This is a genomic window from Cohaesibacter haloalkalitolerans, from assembly GCF_003574655.1.
Taxonomy (GTDB): domain Bacteria; phylum Pseudomonadota; class Alphaproteobacteria; order Rhizobiales; family Cohaesibacteraceae; genus Cohaesibacter; species Cohaesibacter haloalkalitolerans.
The window spans coordinates 1-21,077 of the sequence record NZ_QNUM01000006.1 but is presented as its reverse complement, the minus strand read 5'-3'; the positions used below and the strand labels follow the sequence as shown (position 1 = coordinate 21,077).

At 58.7% G+C, this 21,077-nt stretch carries 12 protein-coding genes and 1 riboswitch; of the genes, 3 read left to right on the top strand and 9 right to left on the bottom strand.

The annotated features are described in order from the left end of the window. Positions 1-37 precede the first annotated feature (37 nt). Positions 38-222: riboswitch (FMN riboswitch) on the bottom strand. Positions 223-439: 217 nt separating this feature from the next. Beyond that, positions 440-844, bottom strand: a complete 405-nt coding sequence (locus DSL70_RS15360) for a DUF2852 domain-containing protein (RefSeq protein ID WP_245418236.1) — start codon at positions 842-844, stop codon at positions 440-442. Positions 845-1,339: 495 nt separating this feature from the next. Between DSL70_RS15360 and DSL70_RS15355 the strand changes: the two genes are divergently transcribed. Together DSL70_RS15355 and DSL70_RS15350 are read left to right on the top strand one after the other, a co-directional pair. Beyond that, positions 1,340-2,728, top strand: coding sequence for an ActS/PrrB/RegB family redox-sensitive histidine kinase (locus DSL70_RS15355; RefSeq protein WP_119308849.1), 1,389 nt, complete (start codon positions 1,340-1,342; stop codon positions 2,726-2,728). Between the two features lie 90 nt (positions 2,729-2,818). Next, complete coding sequence (locus DSL70_RS15350) at positions 2,819-3,391, top strand: ActR/PrrA/RegA family redox response regulator transcription factor (RefSeq protein WP_119308848.1); 573 nt, start codon at positions 2,819-2,821, stop codon at positions 3,389-3,391. 98 nt (positions 3,392-3,489) lie between these two features. Here the strand turns inward: DSL70_RS15350 and DSL70_RS15345 are convergent, their stop codons facing one another. The 8 genes from DSL70_RS15345 to DSL70_RS15310 all read right to left on the bottom strand — a co-directional run bounded on the left by DSL70_RS15345 (position 3,490) and on the right by DSL70_RS15310 (position 18,081). Beyond that, complete coding sequence (locus tag DSL70_RS15345; protein WP_280955355.1) at positions 3,490-3,987, bottom strand: MmcB family DNA repair protein; 498 nt, start codon at positions 3,985-3,987, stop codon at positions 3,490-3,492. A 134-nt stretch (positions 3,988-4,121) separates the two neighbouring features. Beyond that, positions 4,122-5,360, bottom strand: a complete 1,239-nt coding sequence (locus DSL70_RS15340) for a BaiN/RdsA family NAD(P)/FAD-dependent oxidoreductase (RefSeq protein WP_119308847.1) — start codon at positions 5,358-5,360, stop codon at positions 4,122-4,124. Positions 5,361-5,465: 105 nt separating this feature from the next. Continuing rightward, positions 5,466-8,069, bottom strand: a complete 2,604-nt coding sequence (locus DSL70_RS15335) for an ATP-binding protein (RefSeq protein WP_119308846.1) — start codon at positions 8,067-8,069, stop codon at positions 5,466-5,468. 29 nt (positions 8,070-8,098) lie between these two features. Then, positions 8,099-10,240, bottom strand: coding sequence for a GGDEF/EAL domain-containing response regulator (locus DSL70_RS15330; protein WP_119309167.1), 2,142 nt, complete (start codon positions 10,238-10,240; stop codon positions 8,099-8,101). Positions 10,241-10,538: 298 nt separating this feature from the next. Next, positions 10,539-12,005 (bottom strand): TolC family outer membrane protein, encoded by a 1,467-nt coding sequence (locus DSL70_RS15325; protein WP_162916756.1) that lies wholly within the window; start codon positions 12,003-12,005, stop codon positions 10,539-10,541. 156 nt (positions 12,006-12,161) lie between these two features. Then, positions 12,162-13,484: an HlyD family type I secretion periplasmic adaptor subunit gene (locus DSL70_RS15320; protein ID WP_162916754.1), complete on the bottom strand. Its 1,323-nt coding sequence runs from the start codon at positions 13,482-13,484 to the stop codon at positions 12,162-12,164. Positions 13,485-13,747: 263 nt separating this feature from the next. Next, on the bottom strand, positions 13,748-16,255 hold the full coding sequence (locus DSL70_RS15315; protein ID WP_119308843.1) for a peptidase domain-containing ABC transporter: 2,508 nt from the start codon (positions 16,253-16,255) through the stop codon (positions 13,748-13,750). Then, the gene (locus tag DSL70_RS15310) at positions 16,252-18,081 is read right to left on the bottom strand and encodes an ABC transporter transmembrane domain-containing protein (protein ID WP_119308842.1); all 1,830 of its coding nucleotides are present in this window, start codon (positions 18,079-18,081) and stop codon (positions 16,252-16,254) included. The genes DSL70_RS15315 and DSL70_RS15310 overlap by 4 nt, the downstream gene beginning before the upstream one ends. A gap of 277 nt (positions 18,082-18,358) precedes the next feature. Here DSL70_RS15310 and DSL70_RS15305 point away from each other — a divergent pair. Beyond that, the coding region (locus DSL70_RS15305) for an Ig-like domain-containing protein (RefSeq protein WP_119308841.1) at positions 18,359-21,077 on the top strand (2,719 nt) is incomplete at its 3' end.

Sequence of the window (21,077 nt, the reverse complement as noted above, 5' to 3'; positions counted from 1 at the left end):
TGTCCGGTCGGGAGGGACCTGTCGACATGTCTCTCTGTCACGTTCTCTTTCATCCGGACTGTAACCGTCGGCTCCGGAGTTGCACCGGATCTGCTGACCATTCCCGCTGAGTCTGATAAAGGCGCGTCGGGAATGCGCTCGCGGGCTTTCAGGTGCAGAGCCTTGAGGCTCCCGCGTCCTGTTACCGCCGGTGGGGACTTTCACCCCGCCCCGAGAACACGCTCAACCAGAAGTATTTCGGGCCAAGCCGGGCTAAAATGGGGGAAATATGCCGAAATTGCAAGGATGCATTTGCTAATGGGATCCATGAGCCAATTCGATTGCCGGGCCCGGATCCTGAAGCCAAAGAAAAAGCGGGAACGAGGTCCCGCTTCCAGATCGTCTCTTCAATATGGTTCGAGAAAGCGCCCCCGAGGTGGGGGCGCTGACCCTGAGCCTGTCAGCCCTGATAGGGGGCCTGATAGCCGCCGTCATTGGAGGGGCCACCCTGAGGGGCGGTCGACCGGGCATTATGGCGGGCAGCCATGAAGCGGTCGAACTCCTCCTTGTCCTTGGCGCGATTGAGCTCGGCAAGGAACTCCTCGAACTCGGCCTTTTCGGCTTCCAGCTTGCGGCGCTCTTCTTCCAGGCGTTCCAGCTCTGCCTTGCGATATTCGTCAAAGGCCATGTTGCCGGTTTTCTCGTAACCGTATGACCGATGGCGTCGGCTGCATCCGGATCCTTTGAACTCGCGATCGATTCTTGTCTTGAAGTCCTTGAACATTTCACGCATTTCATCACCCCAGATCATATAGGCCAACACTGCAAGACCAAGCGGCCAGAAGAAAATAAAGCCAAGTATCATCAGAGCCACATGGGAACCCTTCCAAGATGATTTGGCTGCTACACTGCGTGACATCGTCTCCCTTTCGTTCGGTTTACGTCTCATTTTTACATTGAACATGAAGTATTCACTCAAGAATATCTTCGAATAGTTCAACTCACTCTCACAACACAAAAGGTGGTAAAGTAAAATTTGAACTTCAAGGGAATTTGTCCCAAATATATTTTTGCCTCCGGATCTTGAAATGGCAGAAAAGCTACCTTCTGCCTGTCAAGAGGAGTCACTGGCAAAACTTTGAAAGGAAAGACCTTCGCAATTGTGTCGGCTTATCAACATACTGGTGCATAAAAGGCATTTCAGAACGGCGTAATTTGCGATAGAAACAATCAAGTATCTGCAACTTTTGCAGAAATAGAATTGGTCAAACTCTGCCGAACTGGCAAGATATTGACGCCGAACCAATCGTATTTCGGCGACGGCATTGGCTGCCGACGATCACTTGGCTTGTGGGATATCATGCTTTTTGCTTCCCTGGCGGATCCGATTTTCGCCAATCGTCAGATTAAACTCGATACACTTGTACGGCTGCGCTGGCTGGCCATCGGCGGCCAGTTGGTTGCGGTGCTTCTGGTCGCCCTCGGCTTCGGCTATCATTTTCATGCCCGTTATTGCCTGCTGCTGATCGGCCTCTCGGTGGTGCTCAATCTGGTTCTGCAGATGGGCTTTCGCAAAAGCGTACGGTTGTCGCCCCTGCCCGTCACGGGGCTGCTTTCCTATGATGCCGCCCAGTTGGGCGCGCTGCTCTATCTCACAGGCGGTTTGCAGAACCCGTTCGCGCTGTTGCTGCTGGTACCGGCGGTGGTTTCCGCAACCATGCAGCCTGCCCGTTTCACCGGCTTCCTGTCGATCCTCATCACGGCCATTGCGACGGCGCTGATTTTCTTCCACCAGCCCCTGCCGTGGGCCGAGGCGACCCCGCCCGACTTCCCCAAGCTCTATGTCTTTGGCGTGTGGGTGGCGCTGATCGTGACCATGCTGTTCCTGAGCATCTATACCTCGCGGATCGCGCAGGAGGGGCATCAACTGGCCAATGCGCTGTCGGCCACCGAACTCATCCTTGCCAACGAACAGCATCTGACCAGCATCGACGGACTGGCCACCGCTGCCGCTCATGAGCTGGGCACGCCGCTGGCGACGATCCAGCTTGTCGCCAAGGAACTGGAGCATGAGCTGATACCCGACGACCCGATCTTCGAGGATGTCGCCCTCATCCGTTCGCAGGCCGAGCGCTGCCGGGACATTCTGGGCAAGCTGCGCTCCCTTTCCGGGGACGACCACAGCAATTTCACCACAATGCAGTTCGAGGCCCTTATCGACGAGGTTGTCGAGCCTTTTGAAAACCCGGACATCGAGATCGAACGGATATTCCCGGAGAACAGACATAGCCAGCCCGTGCTGAGGCGCAATCCGGGCGTGCTGTTCGGGCTCAGCAACCTCGTAGAGAATGCTGTCGACTTTGCGCACAGCCGCGTCATTCTGGAATCAAGCTGGGACGAGAGCCGTGTCCGGCTGATCATTGCCGACGACGGGCCGGGCTTTTCGGAGGCGATCATGACCCGGTTGGGCGACCCTTTCGTCTCCAGTCGCATGGACAAGGCACATCGTGACCGCGATGCAACCTCCGGGCCAGATCTGGTCGGCTGGCAGAATTCGGGCAATATGGGCGGGGGGCTCGGGTTGGGTTACTTCATCGCCAAGACCCTGTTGGAGCGCAGTGGTGCGAAAGTTTCCATCCGCAAAAATAGAACAGCTCAAAAGGAACACTTTACGGAAAAGATAAATGAAATCAGTGGAGCAGTAATTGAAATAACATGGCCACGGGTTTTACTTGAGACAGATCAATAAAAGAAGCAATTTTGTTGCTAGATTAAAAAACGAGACCGATTGCCACACCCCTTTTGATATCGTATTTTGAGACATGAAAGACGCGCAATCATGACAGGACGAGCAGAAATGACAGCAATTGACCAAGGAATAAGCACTCAGCCCGGCTATCTCCTGCTGGTGGATGATGACCGCCCGTTTCTTATTCGTCTGGCGCGCGCCATGGAAAGCCGCGGCTTCACCGTCCAGTCTGCCGATACCGTCGCCGATGCCCTGACTGCGGTCAAGAGCGAGCCTCCCCGCTATGCGGTGGTGGACATGCGCCTTGGCGACGGCAATGGGCTGGATGTGGTCGAAGCGATCCGGGATGCCAATCCCGACGCCCGTTCCATCATGCTCACCGGTTATGGCAACATCACCACGGCCGTGACCGCCGTCAAACTGGGGGCTGTCGACTATCTGGCCAAGCCTGCCGATGCGGACGACATCTATGCTGCCCTGATCAGCGACGGCGAAGCAAAAGTCGAGCCGCCGGAAAACCCGATGTCGGCGGATCGCGTGCGCTGGGAACATATCCAGCGGGTCTATGAGCTTTGTGACCGCAATGTCTCCGAAACGGCACGGCGTCTCAACATGCACCGCCGCACCCTTCAACGCATTCTGGCCAAACGGGCCCCTCGCTAAGGCCTGAGCCTCATCCCGCCTCACCCACTGGTGGGCAGCCCCGTCAACCGGCGGGGCTTTTTTGTGCCGCGTCCGGGCACAGCATCCTGTAATCCGGCTTACAATTTGGTTGGTTCGATAACGATCGGCACGCCGGGGTCGTGAATCGCATGCAGACGCGAGGCTGCGATCTGGGCAAAATGCAGAGTGATCGCCTTGCGCCGGGCGGCCGCCAGTTTCTGCTCTTCCACATGGCGAATGATCTCGGCCCCGTGGGCGTCGGCGATGATCAGCCCCGCCTCGGCAGGGAAGATCTCCTCCGGAGTTTCCTGATTGGTGGCAAAGAACAGCCGGTCGCAATAGTCCCAATAGTCCGGCCATTTCCTGTCGGCCCGAAAGTCCGCCACCGACGACTTGATTTCGACAATCCAGACCTCACCCTTGGGGTTGATGGCCAGCAGGTCGGCGCGCCGCCCGGATTTCAGCGTAACCTCAGGCAGGCAGACAAAGCCATGGCGTCGCAACAGCCGCCCGGTTCCACGCTGGATTTCAAGGGCCCGTTCCGACTGACGCCCGTCCACGGGCGCAGTGAGATCCGGTTTGATCATCTTGCTCATGCTTTTGTCCGGCTTTGCTCTTCAATTGGGCTGGATAGATGATCCATTTGAAGCCGATTCATGCCCCACTGCAAGCCTTTCCTGACCCTGCTCGTCTCTCCTCTCCGAAGATCCCGCTTACGGTTCAGGAAGGACTAGAGCGCTCTGCCAGCCGCCGCACCGGACGCCCAGGCCCATTGAAAGTTATAGCCGCCCAATTGGCCCGTAACATCCACCACTTCGCCGATGAAATAGAGCCCCGGCACGTCATTGGCCTGCATGGTCTTGGAAGACAGGGCCTTTGTGTCAACGCCGCCCAAAGTCACCTCGGCAGTGCGGTAACCTTCGGTGCCGACGGGGATGACCTGCCATCGGTGCACAGCCTCGTCCAGCTTGCGCAGCAGCTTGTCGCCCTGTTCGGCGATATGCCCCTTGATGCCCTCGCGCTCGATGATCGCCTTGGCCAGTCGCTTGGGCAGGATCTCGGACAGGCTGGTGGCAACATCCTGTTTGGGGTTGCTCTTGCGTGCCGCCATCAGGCTCTCAAGGCAATTGGTGCCGGGCGCCAGATTGATGGTCACCGGGTTGCCTTCCTGCCAATAGGAGGAGATCTGCAGGATCGATGGCCCGGACAGTCCGCGATGCGTAAACAACAGGCCTTCACGGAACATCACCTTGCCAAAGCGCACTTCAGCGTCCACCGAGAGGCCCGCCAATCCGGCGGCAAAGCTCTTCTGGCTGTCGGAGAAGGTCAGAGGCACAAGGCCCGCCCGCGTCGGCAGCACCTCAAGTCCGAACTGCCGCGCGATGTCATAGCCGAGCCCCGTCGCCCCCATCTTGGGAATGGATTTGCCACCCGTCGCAACCACCAGCGCCCGGGCCTTTTCGCTGCCCCGACCGGTTGCCACATGGAACAAGCCGTCCCGGTGCTCGATACCCTTGATCTCGGTGCCCATCTGCAGCCGCCCGCCTGCCTCATCAAGCTCAGCGAGCAGCATGGTGACGATGTCCCTTGCGCTTTCGTCACAGAAGAGCTGGCCGACGGTCTTCTCGTGCCAGCCGATGCCGTGGCTGTCGACCAGCTTGAGAAAATCGACGGGCGTGTAGGCCTTCAGCGCCGAAATGCAGAAGCGGGGATTGCCGGATAGATAATTTTTGACGCTGGCATTGAGGTTGGTGAAGTTGCAGCGACCGCCGCCCGAGATGCGGATCTTCTCGCCTGCGGTGCGGGCGTGATCAAGGATCAGGACGCGTTTGCCCCGACGCGCGGCAACTATGCCAGCCATCAGTCCGGCCGCCCCTGCCCCCAGAATGACGGCATCCCAGATGCCCCCGGAGGATCGTTCGGCAAAGGCGAGCGTATCTGTGCGGCGGTTCAACTTGTCTTCAGACATATCGGTGCAACATCCCTATCGCTCGCAAAAGGCCATTTTCGGCCTTCTGGCAATAGTGGACCCACCCAAAGAGGTCAAGCAAGAAGGATTATCCGCCGCCCATTGTCAGTGATTGACGATTTTTTCCCCTTGAAGCCGCCCCTGCTGAACCGGTTCCGGCTTGGGCAGGGTTATCGTCAGGATATGCTCCAGATCACAGATGGCTTCGGACAGGTTGGCCGTCAGTTGCATCATGTGGCCAGCCCCTTCCTGATCCAGTTCTGCAGCCGTCATGTCGCGCCATGAAAGGCACAGGTCGAACACCGACCGGGCCCCTATATTGGCCGCAGCCGAACGCAGAGCGTGGGCGCCGTTGCGGAAGTCTTCGTCGTCGCGATCATTCACGGCCCGTTTCAGGCGCTGCAGGGCGAGGATACCATCCTCGCTGAACTGATGCGCAAGATCGACCACGAACTGATCGCCCCCAAGATCTCTCAAATCTTCAATAACCTGAGATGAAAACATTTCTTCTAACCCCCAATTGTCAGAAATATCAGTATCCATTTTTGAATAAGCAGATAGCTGCTTTTGCTCGACAAAATGCGTGAGCAATTCCTTCATCCGATTGCGTTCAATCGGTTTGAGCAGACAGGCAGACATTCCGGCCTGTCGACATCTTTCTTCCATTTCCATGGTTGGATCTGCCGTCAACGCATAGAGCTGCGGGCAGCCTTGTGGTAACGCCTCCTTGTTCATGGCCACCAGACGACGCGCCGTCTCCAGCCCATCCAGCTCGGGCATGCGGATATCAAGAAACGCAAGATCGAAGGCCTCTGACCTGATGGCGGCAATTGCCTCTTCGCCATTGACCGCCAGATGCGCCTTGTGACCAAGGCTGTCGAGCATCTTTTCCAGCACCATCAGATTGGTCCGGTTGTCATCGGCAACAAGGATGTGCAGGCCGGGAGCCTCGCCATCGGCCTGAGCGATCTGATGCGCCGGGAGCCGACCGGTTTGGCCTCGCAGCTGTTCGGCGAGACGCAACAGCTTGCAGACGCGATATTGCAGATCCCGACGGCTGACGAAGGCCAGTCCGTGCTGCGGATGAACCCGCGCCAGATTGGCCGGCTTTTCATCATCGCGGCAAATCCAAAGAATCTGAGGCGGCGTGCAGCCCCCGAAAGCCGTCACCTGCTTCTGAGTCAGCGCGATATCATAGCCGCTACCCGCTCGGTCGATCAGGATCAATGGCGACCTGTCGGCATCTGGCAAGGCGGCAAGCTTGCTAAGGGCAAGACCCAGATTGTCATAGCGTGTGGAGCGGATCGTTCCATGCGGCAGGAGGTCTTCCACGGCAGGATCGTCGGAGACCAGCGCGATAGGGTGCCCGCTTGCGTTCTCGGCTTCCAGACTGGCAAGCAGAGCACGGCTGTTCTTCAGCACAAGCCCGAAGGAGACCTCAAAGGCAAAGGTGCTGCCCTGCCCCAACGTCGAGCTGACATGAATGCGACCGCCCATCAATTCGGCATATTGGCGACAGAGCGCCAGCCCCAGACCGGAACCTCCGAATGTGTCCAGAACCTCGTCGCTGGACTGGGTGAAGCGATCAAAGATACGGCTCTGTGCGTCGCTCTCGATGCCTATGCCCGTGTCGATGACTTCGAAACAGATGCGGTGCTCGCGCAGACCTTCCTCCAGCAACCGCATGCGCAGCGTGATCCGGCCTTGCGACGTAAACTTGATCGCATTGCCCAACAGGTTGTGCAGGATATCTTCCAGAAAGCGCAGATTGCCGTGATAGAGGCGCCTCAAGGCGGGGTCGACATGAAAGTTGAACGCCAGTGATTTCCGGTTCGCCTCGGCTGAAAACAGACGATTCAGCCTGCCGGAAAGGGCAAACAGGTCGAAGTCTTCCTCACGAACCGGCATCTTGCCGTTTTCCGTTCGGGCATAGTCCAGAAGATAATTGATGAGGTTGAGGAGCGACTGGCCCGATTCCGAAATCGTCCCGACCATGCGCCGCTGTTCCGCGTCCAGCCTTGTGTCACCCAGCAGATCGCTCAATCCCTTGATGGCCTGCAGTGGCGTGCGTACCTCGTGGCTGACGCCTGCCAGAAAGGCAGACTTGGCCATGCTGGCATTCTCGGCGGTCGCGATCGCCTCCCGGATGGTCCCGAGGAAGGTCGACATAACCAATGCCAGAATGAAGACGAAGGCAACCTGAATGAAGCTGACCACATAGCTGGTCTCCCACAGGCCGAAATAGTGATAGTGACCGGACAGGGCGATGACCGTCACAATCGCCGACGCCAGAAGATAGGGCGTCCCATAGCGGAACCCGGCGACAAGCATGAGCCAGAGATAGAGGGGATAGAGAGCAGAGCCGGTTTCGCCAAGACCAAAGGCAAAATAGGTCAGCAGCAAGAAGTCTGAGACAAGGCCGACGGTCAGGCGTCCCCACCGCATCTCTGGGGCAAAGGCCAGATGCTGCGACTGCAGCGCCAGACCAAGGCAATAGAGCCCGGTTGCTCCCATCACTTTTCCATAGGTGTCTGCGGACAGTTTGTGAAAGAAAAGAATGTCAAAGCCGATGAAGCACCAGATGCCCAGAATGAGGCCATACCGCAGGATCTGGGCAGCTTGTTCGGACTCAGGCCGCTGCGAAAGGACGTGACGCAGCTGCATGACGCTTTGAACAAGGAGCCTTATGGGATCATGCCGTAGTTTCATGGAGGTCCAATCTTGAAATCAGGCCCGCATCAGGCCGTTTTGCGCGTTACTTGCGACTGGACCGCCAGCTGCAACGCCTCGGCGGTTTGCGGTTTGCCAAAATAATACCCCTGGGCCTTGTCGCAATGCTCCAGTTCGAGATGGCGGACCACCTCCTCGGATTCGACCCCTTCGGCGATCACCTCGAAGCCGAGGGAATGGCCAAGAGTGATGGTGGCCCGCACGATGGCGGCGTCCGATGGATTGTTGAGCAGATCGCGCACGAAAGACTGATCGATCTTGAGCCGGTCGACCGGGAAATGCTTGACGTAGGAAAGCGAAGAGCAGCCGGTTCCGAAATCATCGATGGAGATCTTGACGCCGAGATCCCTGAGCTGCTGCAACTGCAGGGCAACCTGCTCGCGATCATGCAGAACGATGCTTTCGGTCAGTTCCAGATCGAGCAGATGCGGCGGCAGTCCCGTTTCGGACAGGATGCGGGCGACCAGCAGAGGCACCGACTGGCGCTGGAACTGGACAGGCGACAGATTGACCCCGATGGTGAATTCCGGCAGCCCCATATCGAGCCACCTTGCGCCCTGCTTGCAGGCTTCGCGGATCACCCATTCGTTGATCGGCATGATGAGGCCGTTGCGTTCGGCGCGGGCCAGAAACTCGCTTGGGGCAACCAGATTGCCATCCATGTCGCGCATGCGCAGCAAGGCTTCGCAGCCGGTGATGTGGCCACTGCGAATGTCGATCTGGCGCTGATAGAGCAGCTCGAAGCGGTTGCTTTCCAGAGCCTCGCGCAGCGTGTTGTCGAGCCGTCGTTCCTCGCGGGCGCGGGCGTCCATGTTGGCAACGAAGAAGCTGAAGCCATTGCCGTTGGCGGCCTTGGTGCGATACATCGCCAGGTCGGCGTTGCGCATCAGATGCTCATAGCTGTTGCCGTCTTCCGGGTGGATCGAAATGCCCACAGATGCGGTCACGGGCGTTGACAGCTTGACGCCGGCAATCGCACCTGGCATCGCCTCCATGGCGGCTCGGCACAGGTCCTCGACCTGGGAATCAGATGTGATGTTGCCTTGCAGAATGGCGAATTCATCGCCGCCAAGACGGGCCACGAGATCGTCCGGCCCGGCGATCATGCGCAAGCCGTCCGCCACGCGGGTGAGCAGTTCGTCACCTGTGGCATGGCCATGGATGTCGTTGACCTGCTTGAAGCCATCAAGGTCGATGAGATGCAGGGCAAACCGGCCATCGCCACGACGGCAGCGGCCGATCTCGCGCTCGACCCTGTCCTTCAGCAGCGCCCGGTTGGCAAGACCGGTCAGCGTGTCATGATGGGCCAGATGATGCAGATGGGTTTCGGCTGCCTTGCGGTCGGTAATGTCCTGAGAAGAGGTGACCACACCGATCACCTTGTCGCCTTCAATGAGCGGTGACTTGGTGGTCAGGAAAATGCGCTTGTTGCTGTCGGCACCGATGATCTCTTCTTCAAACGAGCGAATGCCGTGCTTTGACGTGATGACGAGCTGGTCGATGGAATCATAGCGCTCGGCAATCTGCGAGCCGAAGATCTCGGCCCTGTGCCGACCAACAACCTGTTCCACCCGGAGGCCAAGATAGTTGGCCTGATTGACATTCATGAAGAGGTAGCAACCATCAAGATCCGTGGCGCTGACCATGACGGGAAGGGTATTGATCACGTTGACAAGGCGGGAAGCGCTCTCGCGCTGCGTCCAGGCCAGAATGCTCTCGCTCTTTTTCAGGGACTCGAGCAGGGAATTGGCCCGATTGGACAGGACCTTGCTCTGGCGATGCATCTTGAGGAGGTTGCGGGCGCGGGCGATGAATTCGCGGTGGTCAACCGGACTGATGAGAAGGTCCGTCGCGCCCGCATCCAGTGCGCGCAGACGAAGGCGCCGGTCTTCGAAAACGGTAACGACGATGATCGGAATGTCCGCCAGGCGCCTGTCGGAGCGGATCTGGCCAATGAAGTCGTCGCCCCGCATGCCGGGCATGCTGAAATCCGTGAGAATCAGATCGGGCGTGTTTCCCCTCAACCAGGCAAGCGCATCAATCGGACCAGAACAGGTCACGACCTCTACTTCAGCCTCGATGCGCCGCGCAATCTGGGCATAGATCTGTCTGTTGGTATTCTGATCATCAACGATCAAGATGAGTGCCATTTTGAGCCCCGCGGTCCCCTTGCGTTGTTCGCCCTTCCCCAAGAACGAATGGCTTTTGACGTAATGGAGCTACCCTAGGGCAAAGATGTTAATGACACAGGTCAAAAGTGTTACGCCACAGGCCCGCGTATCCAAAAGCTTCAGCTATCGTAAATAGAGAGTTTATTTACCCGCTGTTATGGACTCGTTCCGCACAGACAGACCCGTCGCAGGCCCTCAATGGAGCGTTGCCAGAGACGATGGCAGTGCGAATCTGCCGACTCACAAGCAGATGGGATAGCCGGGGCGAATACCCGGATCAGCGCATGCCACTCCAGGGGTCACCGGAAGTCCCGCGACCAACAGCCCTTCCAGACCGGGGCTTGTCTGCCGACGCCATCTGACGGGCTCGCTCGACGACTGCGGCGGTCTGGGGATCGTTTCTGGCATATTCGTTGCGCATGCCCGATACGGTCAATTGCCCGGTTGCAGCCAGATAGCTGTAGATGGCAATCACGGAATCGGCCCGGGAATAGATTTCCAGCTCACGGGCATCCAGAAGCGATACTTCGGCGTCGAGAATGTCGAGGTAAGAGCGCTGCCCGGCCTTTTCCTCGATCTTGATGCCGCGCAAAAGATTGCTTGCCGCGTTGACTTCGGCCTTGGCCTGCCGCGTGGCGGCTTCAGCAGCCTTGTAGCGCAGGAACTGCTCCCGGGCGCTGGCCTTGATCTTTGCGGTCAGGGCGTTGGTCTGATGGACCTGCTGGCTTCTGGCCGCACGCGCCCGTTCAACCTCTGCCGAGCGGGCACCACCATCAAACAGCGGCAGGCTCAGCCGCAGGGACAGGCTACGGTCAGACTTGTTGGTCTCGGCGACGCTTGAGGCAAAATTCTCCGAGACGTTGCCGCTCAGGTCCAGCGTTGGCAAAAAGGCTCCCTGAGCGGACTTGACTGCATAGTCTGCAGCCCTGTCGCTGGCTCTTGAAGCCCTGAGATCGGGATGCATCTGCAAAGCCTTTTTCGCCGCTTCATCGGGCGTGGCAGGCAGATAGCGGACAGGCATCTGCGGATAGATGAGGTCACCCGGCCTGTAGCCGACCAGCGCTTCATAGCGACCTGCGGCGCCACCGAGGTCCGCCTGCGCGCCTTCCAGCGAGGCATAGGCCCGATAGAGCAGCGCTTCGGTCTTGGACAGATCGGTTCGCGTCAGCTCGCCAGCTCTGATCCGTGCTTGCGTCGCGCGCTTCTGTTTTTCCAGATTGGCAACATGCTCACGCCGCAGGGTGATCATCTTGCGAGCGGCGTAGACATCCATATAGGCCTTGACCGCTTCAAGAAGGATTTCGCGCTCGCGGCTGCGCACCTGATAGTAACCGGACTTCTCTTCGTATTTGGCCTTGATGAGATTGTTGCGGTTGCGGAAGCCATTGAACAGACGCTGGCTCGCCTCGATGCCATACTGGCTGGTGCGCGTCCGGTCGGTGCCACCGGCCTTGAGGTTTTCCTCTACCATCGAATGGGAGGCATAGGCGTTGACTTGCGGCATGAATGCGGACGTAGCCTTCTTTGTCATCGCCTTCTTGACGTCAAGTCCGGCCTCCTCGGCCTGAATTTCAGGGTTGTTGTCATAGACATCATAGAGCATCTGCGCCAGATTGTCGGCGCAGGCAGGCGTTATGGAAAAGACCGAGACGGCAACAAGCAGGGCTGCGACCAGATGCTTTCTGGTGCCTGCTTTTATTGCAGCAGCTCTTTTGCTGCCCATGGCGTCTTTTGCCTCAAACATTGTCTTCTGCTTGCTCATTCCTGCCCATTCCACTGCGAGGCGCGACCGACCGCGCCTTGAGCGTATTACACCCCTCCAGTCTTAGGTATTTATGGTTAATAAAGCGGAAAGGAACGAAAAGACGGCCGTTTAATCCGCTCGAGAAGGCCTTGATGGCTAGCGTTCGGAGAAGGCAACGTCCATCGAGCGATAGACTGGCTTGAGCAGATAGCGGGCCAGCGACTTGGAGCCCGTCACGATGTCTGCGGTCACGACCATGCCCGGCAGCACAGGGTAGGACATATCCTTGCGGTTGAACTCGTTCTTGTCGAGCGCAATCTGCACCTTGAAATAGGGCTGGCCGTCCTGATCTTCAAACGAGGTGGCAGAGATCGTCTTGACCTTGCCCTCAAGCGAGCCGAAGACATAGGGGTCGAAGGTGGAAACCGTCACCTTGGCGTCAGCGTCCAGATGAATGTGGCCAATATCCTTGGGCTTGACGCGGACGTCGGCGACGATCTTACGATCATCGGGCACGATGCGGGCCACGATTTCGCCAGAGCGCACCACGGCGCCAACCGTATTGATTGGCAGCTCCTGCACGATGCCATTGGTCGGCGACACCAGATCAAGGCTAGCCACGCGATCCTGCTGCTTGGTCAGCAAGCGGGTGACCTCGGCCAGCTCACTGGCATTCTTTGATTTTTCCTTGGCAAGATCGCTGAAGATCTTGGCGCGGGCCTCATCAAGCTGGATCTGCGCTTCCTTGGCCTGTTCCCGGGTGGTCGAGATCTTGCCATCCAGCGAGTAAAGGCGCGAGCGGGATTCCTCCAGTGTCGCTTCCGCTTCCAGCACCGAGCGGCGCGAGGCATAGTGCTGCTTGAGCAGGCCGTCGAGCATGCCATATTGCTCTTGGGCAATTTCCACCCGCTTGACGGCGCTCTTGTGCTCGGAAACGGCGGCCCTATACTCGGCTTCGCGGCGGGCAAGCTGGGAAGCATATTTGGCCAGTTCGCGGTTGATGCGTTCCTTCTCGGAAGCAAAGACATCCTGCTGGGATCGGGCAATGTTGGCATAGCGCTGATCGCCGCTATCAAACAGCAACAGCTCCTGTTGCCGGGTCAGGGCATCAATGGTCGCGATGGACATTCTGAGAGAGGCCGCACGGATTGCCAGCTGGTCGCGCTCGCTTTCCGTTGCTGTCGGGCGCAGCCTGACAAGCGGCTGACCGACTGTTACCCGGTCGCCCTCGGCAACAAGGATCTTGTCGATGTAGCCGCCTTCCAGATGCTGGACAGTCTGCACCGAGCCGAGCGGCTGGATCTGGCCACCGGCATGGGTCACCTCAAGCACCGAGGTGACAAAGGCCCAGATGATGAAGACAGCCAAAAACCCCAGACACCCGGTCACCACATAGGCGAACAGCTGCGGCGGCTGTTCTGCCTCCAGCGCCAGCGGCAGTGTCAGCGTCTTGGAATCAAGACCAGTGTTTTTGGACACGAACAATTTCACAGATTCAATCCTGGAAATGCCTTTTGCGCCGTTGCCAGCAACCGCACAAAACCCTTCCCGTTCTACTCTTCACACTCAAGAACAAAAAGGCCAAACCCTTTTCGCACTGAAGCATGACCCGCACGTGATTGCATGATGCAACCCTAGCCACACCCGGCCTCAGAATAGCGCGAGGAGGGTTAATACATCCTTGCCTAAAAATCTCGATTTTTCCGTTTCCCGCCCGGGGTTGTCGGAAATGGGAGCTGAGATCAGGCAACCGATTTGTTGAAGGCATCCAACTGCGGAAGGACCTTTTCTGGCGGACCGTTCAGAATGACCTGCCCCTCATGCAGCAAAAGAATGCGATCGGCCATCTTCATGTGGCTCGGACGCTGGGTGGTGAACAGAATGGTCGACGTACCACGCATCGTTTCCAGATGATCCATGAACTTGCGGTCGGTTTCAAAATCCAGATAGTTGGCCGGTTCATCAAGGAAATAGTAGGTTGCCGCCTTGCTGAAGCTGCGACAGAGCAGCAGTTTCTGCTTGAGGGCGTCGGGCATCTGATGGATGGTCTCGGCCTTGAGGCGGGTGTCCAGCCCTTCGGGCAGATTCGGATCATCGGCCTCGATGTTGAACTGCGCCATCAGATCAAGCATTTTGCTGCAGTTCGTTTCTGGATCGTTGAGATGGAAATTCTGCGCCACGGTGCCGTAGAAGAAAGTCGCGTTGTCAGGCTGATAGCTGATTTCGAAGCGCAACTCTCCCAGATCCATCTGCCGGATGTCGAGATGATCAAAGCCCACAGCGCCCGCGACCGGTCGGTAGATACCAGCCAGTAGCTTCAAGAAGGTCGATTTGCCACCGCCACTCGGGCCGGTAATGGCGACGATCTCGCCGGGGTTGATGACCACATTGGCGCTCTTGATGGCAGCATCAGCAGCCTGCGGATAGCGGAAAGACAGATTCTTGGTCGAGATATGCCCCTTGAACTTGCGCGAGATGCTGGGCACGACGCCGGGCATGCGCTCGGTCTGGGTGCGCATCAGGTTGTTCACCATGCGGACGGCTTCGATCAGCTTGCCGATACGGGACAGGCTGAGAAAAGCATTCTGCAGCGGCGCCAGAACACGCCAGATCAGGGCCATGATGGCGATCAGGCCGCCAACACCAAGGTTGCCCTCCATGACCATGATGGTGCCAGCGCCCAGCGTGGCGATGCCTGCGGCCATGGACAGGGCCTGACTGATCGTCTGCACCTGACGGGAAAAATGCTGTGCCCGGAAATCGAGCGCGGCAAAATTGGCCGATGCTTCCTCATAGCGCTTCTGCCAGATGGCCTCGCCGCCGACACTCTTGATTTCCCGATGCATCAGAAACAGCTCCATCATGATGTTCTGTTTCCTTGATTTGGCATCGCCTGACTGCATGGTCTGGCGCTTGGCAATCGGGACCGTCACCAGCGCCAGAACAATGTAGCAGACGACCAGCATCGACGGGATCGCAGCGATCCAGCCGCCGATAAGGGTGATGGCCGTGATGAACACCAGCACGAAGGGCAGATCGAGCACCGCCGTGCCAAAGGAGCCCAGAAAGATCTCGCGCAGCTTTTCAAACTGCCTCAGGCGCGCCAGCTGTGCCCCCATCGAGGCATTCTGCACCATGGTGTAGGGCAGATAGAGCAGACGCTGAAAGACCTCAACGGAAAGCGCTGTGTCAAACCGGGCGCCGACATAGGCCAGAATGCGGGTCCGCAACGCCCTCAGCGCGTGGTCGGCGGCAATGACCAGACCGACCCCGATGACAAACATCATCAGACTGCCCGGTGCCTTGGAAGGAATGGCGTAGCCATAGACCGTCATGATGAAGATCGGAACCGCCATGGCAGCAATGTTGATGCCGAAGTTGATCACGAACAGCGACAGGAACAGCTTGCGGAAGGAAGCAGCGGCATGGGTCACCCAGCCGAAGGACTGAACAAACCGGTTCTGGCTGGCAACATCGATCGGCTTGATATAATAGACCAGCACCGGACGTCCGGGACAGGCGATCTCTTCTTCCTGCCCGGTCAGGCCATTGAAGCAGCTTAAACGGCGGGTCGCATAGTCGACGGCCAGCACGATGCGGACAAGACCGTCCTCATCCTCATAGAGGCAGGGCATCTTCTCGTTCGACAGCTGCTCCAGTCTGGCTTCATCGGCGATGGCCACATAGTTGAGCCGCGTCAACACGGCTCTGAGGCCGGTCATGTCGTTCACGGTGTTGAAATGCGGCAGAACCTGCGCCAGATGGCGGCCACCGCCAGCCCAGCCGATCAGCGCCAGCAGAACCTGCACGCAGCGCCCCGCCGAGCTGTGATAGTCGATACCGGACCAGCGCTCGCTGATCCCCAGTCGCTCTTCAAGATCCGAGAAGGGAACCGGTTCAAGCTCCGCTTCAGGCGACAGCAGGACAGCATCGCCTGCAAACGGGTCTTCCTCATCCAATGCATCTGCCTGCAAGGGCGGGTCGCCAGCAAGGTGGTGGTCGTTGGAATATTGCGCCAGATCGGACAGCGCGACGTCCCCCTCGTCCAGCTGCCGCGCAGCCTCGGCAAAGGATGCGCCTTCAAGTGGCCGCCCGGATGGCTGCCGGAGCAGAACCGGATTGCTGCGTTTCTTGCCCTTGTTGCTGCGCTCGGCCGGCCGGATCGGCCGAAAAGCGATCTTGCGGCTGGTGTCAGAAACGCCGGTAGTGGCAGATGGCGGGAGGTCGGGTCCGGATGTCTTGTCGATCATACCGATCCTCCGGCTGCAACAGTTCTGGGCGCAGGCGCCCTCAAGTCCTGACCGTCTGAAGCGGCAGGTTTACCAGCGTCCGGCTTTTGCGGCTCAATTGGCTGCAGCCCCCCGTCCCTCAGGCAAAACTGCCTGTCGGCGAGCGCCAGAAAGGACGGTCGGTTGGACAGGAACACAATCGTCATGGAACCGCGCAGGTCCTCAAGCCCCTTGCGCAGAAGCGCGTCCGAGCGCTGGTCGAGCAATGCGTTGGCTTCTTCCAGTACCAGAATTTTCGGCTTGCGGGCAATCGCCCGGGCAATACAGATGCGCTGCCGGAAGCTTGGCGGCAGAGTCTCGTTGCCGCCCATTCCAAGCGGCATGTCATAGCCATGGGGCAGTTGCTGGATATCGCTCTCCAACCCGATCAGCTGAGCCGCATAGCGCGCATCATGCAGCCCCTCGCGCGGGTTGAACAGCGTGAGATTTTCCAGAATCGTGCCGCTGAAAATGGCCGGACTGTTGGAAACATAGGCAATGGAGCCGGACAGATCCGCATCTATCAAAGCCTCAAGATCTTCCCCGCCCATACGGATCTGTCCCTGATCAGGCAGAGTCACCGCCCGCAGGATCCGCAGCAGGTGATGATCATCGCTGACCCTGTTGCCCTTGATGCCGATAAAGGTGCCGTGCGGAATGGTCATCGAGATGTGATATTCATCCTGCCCATCGCGCATCCGCGACCGGATGACAACGTCCTTCAGCGTGATCTCGCCCGTATCGAGGCCGAGCGAAACGATTTGCCGGTCCGGTTCGGGGTTGATCGAAAGCAACTCGTCAACATTCTGCTTGACCAGATCGAAGTTGCTCAACTCGCTCCACGAGCGGATCGATCGCACCAGAACCTCCACCGCGCGACCGCCCAGCAGCAGACAGCAGGCAAGCGAACCGATGGACTGTGACCCTTCGATCACCAGCAGGGCGCCGCTCGATACAATGGTGATCATGGTGATCGAGGCAAAGGATGCACTGAGCGACTGGGTCGCACCATCCAGCTTGACCGAGCGGTGGAAGGCAACCGCGATCGCTTCCTGAAGACGTTCATAGCGCCGCATCATCTGTGGCTCGCAGGCCATGGTCTTGATCGCCTCGATGCCGGAAAGGGCCTCGATGACAAAATCATATTTGCGCCGGTCCAGTTGCTGCCGTTCGTCCTGCAGATCCTGAATGTTCCTTGCCCGGACCAGCAGACGCCAGGCGAAGACGGCAAAGACGCAGACCAGCAGGCCGGCAATAGTCGGACTGACGATGGCCATCACCCCCAGAAAGATGAAAATGAACGGCAGGTCGACAAGCCCCATGCGCGCCGGGCCAGCAAACATGCGGGCCGTTATCGACAGGGCATTCATGCGGTCGATATGAGTGCTGGCGGGGTTCTTTTCGAGTGCTTCAGGCGTTGCCAGCAACACACGGCGGATCGCTTCGACACCGGAAATATAGTCGATGTAGGACGAGGACCAGCCGGAAATATGGGAGCGTACGATCTTGAGCATGGTGTCGATAACCAGCACGATGGCCAGCCCCATGATCAGAAAGAACAGCGTCGAATAGGACTGGTTCGGGATGATCCGGTCATAGATCTGCAGAATCACCAGCGGCATGCCAAGCCCCAGCATATTGATCACGAAGGACGCAGCCATGATGCGTTTGGGCACACGCACCTGCTCGGCGAACCAAGTCGTCCGCATCGAATTTGGCGGCTGAAAAACGTCGTGGAACCGCGCAAGGCCAGCCTTGAAGGTGGCGAGCAGTCCTCGTCTATTCTCGGTCTTGCGACGGTTCATCATCTCATGGGCTCATGCATCATTCATCGTGCTCTTATCCGGACAGCAGGACAAATGAGTAAACGGAAATTTCCAAACAGCTCCCATATGACGCCAACTCTCTTGATCTTTTCTTAACCAACTTTGCAATTTTTGGACAATTCAAATTCAAACCAATAAGAAATTGAACATTTTACGCCTCGCTAACCATTCCAGGAAAGGGCCGATTAAGCACGCATACTATAGCGTCAGAGCCCAATGTCCGTTCGTTGATGACGAAGTAAAGTTAAGGATCCTGGCAATGGCTGACACCAAAGCACCAGACTTGAAAGCAGAAGCAACCCAATCGAAGTTCGAAGCAAACCGTGTTCAGCAGAATATGCAGAAAGCGGAAGCCCAGCGTGCCAGCGATTATGACACCGGCGACCATCTCGCCCTGCGTCAGGATATCCTGAACCCGAACCTGCATTACGGATTGGCCAACGAAGACGAGGTGCTTCTGCCTCTTACCCAGTCAGGGGACGTTCAGTCCGGTGTCGCCGATACCGGCTCGGGACCCGCCGCGACGGGCGATGGCTCCAGCTTCCCGAGCACCAGCGATGGTGCCTTGTCTTCGCCTTCCGCATCTTCCGGCCTGTCAGCCCCGGAAGAGATCGCCTTCGTCGAGCCGGAAAGCCCACGCCTCTCCATCAACAATGCCCCGACCGGAACATCCTTTTCCCAGCCGGATCTTGGCGGAGAAGAGCCCATAACCATTGCGACAGCAGCCAGCAAGCCCATCGACGGCGGCTCGGCATCTGGCGGTTCCATGCCCCCTGCGGCAGATGCAACGCAAGACGTCAACCATGATGTCGAGGCCATTGACAGCACGGAAAGCGTTGCCGAAGGATCGGTCCTCGACAGCTCCGTCACCGCAACCGACCTTGATGGCGATGCCATCACCTATTCCCTCGACGGTCAGCCGTCTCAGGGTTCCGTCAGCCTCAATGCCGATGGCTCCTACAGCTTCAACCCCGGCTCAGACTTTGATGACCTCGCCGTGGGCGAGAGCCGCACCGTCTCCTTCAGCTTCACCGCCGACGATGGCAATGGCTCAACCGATCAGGGCACCGTCACCATCGAGGTGACCGGCACCAATGATGCCCCGACCGCCATTGACCTCTCGGCCAGCTCCGTGGACGAGAATGCCGCCGGTGCCGTCATCGGGACCCTCTCCACCACCGATGTGGATGCCTCCGACACCCACAGCTACACCGTCTCCGACAGCCGCTTCGAGGTGGTCGAGGATGGCTCCGGCAATATGGTGCTGCAACTGAAGGACGGCGTGGCGCTTGATCATGAGGCTGAGGCTACGGTCACCGTGACCGTCACCTCAACCGACAATAATGGCGCCTCGGTCGCAGAGGACTTCACCATCTCGGTCAACGACCTCAACGAGGCCGTCACCGCCGATGATGCTTCCGAGACCACGTCCGAGAATGTCACCCTCGACAGCACGGTCACCGCAACCGACCTTGATGGCGACACCATCACCTATTCCCTCGACGGCCAGCCGTCCGGGGGTTCCGTCAGCCTCAATGCCGATGGCTCCTACAGCTTCAACCCCGGCTCCGACTTCGATGACCTCGCCGTCGGCGAGAGCCGCACCGTCTCCTTCAGCTTCACCGCCGACGACGGCAATGGCTCCACCGATCAGGGCACCGTCACTATCGAGGTGACCGGCACCAATGATGCGCCGACCGCCATTGACCTGTCCGCCAGCTCGGTGGACGAGAATGCCGCCGGTGCCGTCATCGGGACCCTCTCCACCACCGATGTGGATGCCTCCGACACCCACAGCTACACCGTCTCCGACAGCCGCTTCGAGGTCGTCGAGGATGGCTCGGGCAACATGGTGCTGCAATTGAAGGACGGCGTCTCCCTCGATCATGAGGCAGAGGCTACGGTCACCGTGACCGTTACCTCCACCGACCCCAATGGCGCCTCGGTCGCCGAGGACTTCACCATCTCGGTCAACGACCTCAATGAGGCCGTCACCGCCGATGATGCCGCCGAGACCACGTCCGAGAATGTCACCCTCGACAGCACGGTCACCGCAACCGACCTTGATGGCGATGCCATCACCTATTCCCTCGACGGCCAGCCGTCGGAAGGTTCCGTCAGCCTCAATGCCGATGGCTCCTACAGCTTCAACCCCGGCTCCGACTTCGATGACCTGGCCGTGGGCGAGAGCCGCACCATCTCCTTCAGCTTCACCGCCGACGACGGCAATGGCTCCACCGATCAGGGCACCGTCACCATTGAGGTGACCGGCACCAATGATGCGCCGACCGCCATTGACCTGTCGGCCAGCGCCGTTGACGAGAATGCCGCCGGTGCCGTCATCGGGACCCTCTCCACCACCGATGTGGATGCCTCCGACACCCACAGCTACACCGTCTCCGATGATCGCTTCGAGGTGGTCGAGGATGGCTCCGGCAATATGGTGCTGCAATTGAAGGACGGCGTGGCGCTTGATCACGAGAGTGAACCGACGGTCACCGTGACCGTTACCTCCACCGACCCCAATGGTGCCTCGGTCGCCGAGGACTTCACCATCACCGTCAACGACCTCAATGAGGCCGTCACCGCCGATGATGCCGCCGAGACCACGTCAGAGAATGTCACCCTCGACAGCACGGTCACCGCAACCGACCTTGATGGCGATGCCATCACCTATTCCCTCGACGGCCAGCCGTCGGAAGGTTCCGTCAGCCTCAATGCCGATGGCTCCTACAGCTTCAACCCCGGCTCCGACTTTGATGACCTGGCCGTGGGCGAGAGCCGCACCGTCTCCTTCAGCTTCACCGCCGACGATGGCAATGGCTCCACCGATCAGGGCACCGTCACCATTGAGGTGACCGGCACCAATGATGCGCCGACCGCCATTGACCTGTCCGCCAGCTCGGTGGACGAGAATGCCGCCGGTGCCGTCATCGGCACTCTCTCCACCACCGATGTGGACACCTCCGACACCCACA

What these genes read in the sequence shown, in the direction of transcription:
- DSL70_RS15330 (WP_119309167.1), bottom strand. Translation starts at nt 10,240, where the DNA reads ATGGCACTCATCTTGATCGTTGATGATCAGAATACCAACAGACAGATC.
- DSL70_RS15315 (WP_119308843.1), bottom strand. Translation starts at nt 16,255, where the DNA reads ATGATCGACAAGACATCCGGACCCGACCTCCCGCCATCTGCCACTACC.
- DSL70_RS15355 (WP_119308849.1), top strand. Translation starts at nt 1,340, where the DNA reads ATGCTTTTTGCTTCCCTGGCGGATCCGATTTTCGCCAATCGTCAGATT.
- DSL70_RS15325 (WP_162916756.1), bottom strand. Translation starts at nt 12,005, where the DNA reads ATGTTTGAGGCAAAAGACGCCATGGGCAGCAAAAGAGCTGCTGCAATA.
- DSL70_RS15360 (WP_245418236.1), bottom strand. Translation starts at nt 844, where the DNA reads ATGATACTTGGCTTTATTTTCTTCTGGCCGCTTGGTCTTGCAGTGTTG.
- DSL70_RS15340 (WP_119308847.1), bottom strand. Translation starts at nt 5,360, where the DNA reads ATGTCTGAAGACAAGTTGAACCGCCGCACAGATACGCTCGCCTTTGCC.
- DSL70_RS15345 (WP_280955355.1), bottom strand. Translation starts at nt 3,987, where the DNA reads ATGAGCAAGATGATCAAACCGGATCTCACTGCGCCCGTGGACGGGCGT.
- DSL70_RS15350 (WP_119308848.1), top strand. Translation starts at nt 2,819, where the DNA reads ATGACAGGACGAGCAGAAATGACAGCAATTGACCAAGGAATAAGCACT.
- DSL70_RS15335 (WP_119308846.1), bottom strand. Translation starts at nt 8,069, where the DNA reads ATGAAACTACGGCATGATCCCATAAGGCTCCTTGTTCAAAGCGTCATG.
- DSL70_RS15310 (WP_119308842.1), bottom strand. Translation starts at nt 18,081, where the DNA reads ATGATGAACCGTCGCAAGACCGAGAATAGACGAGGACTGCTCGCCACC.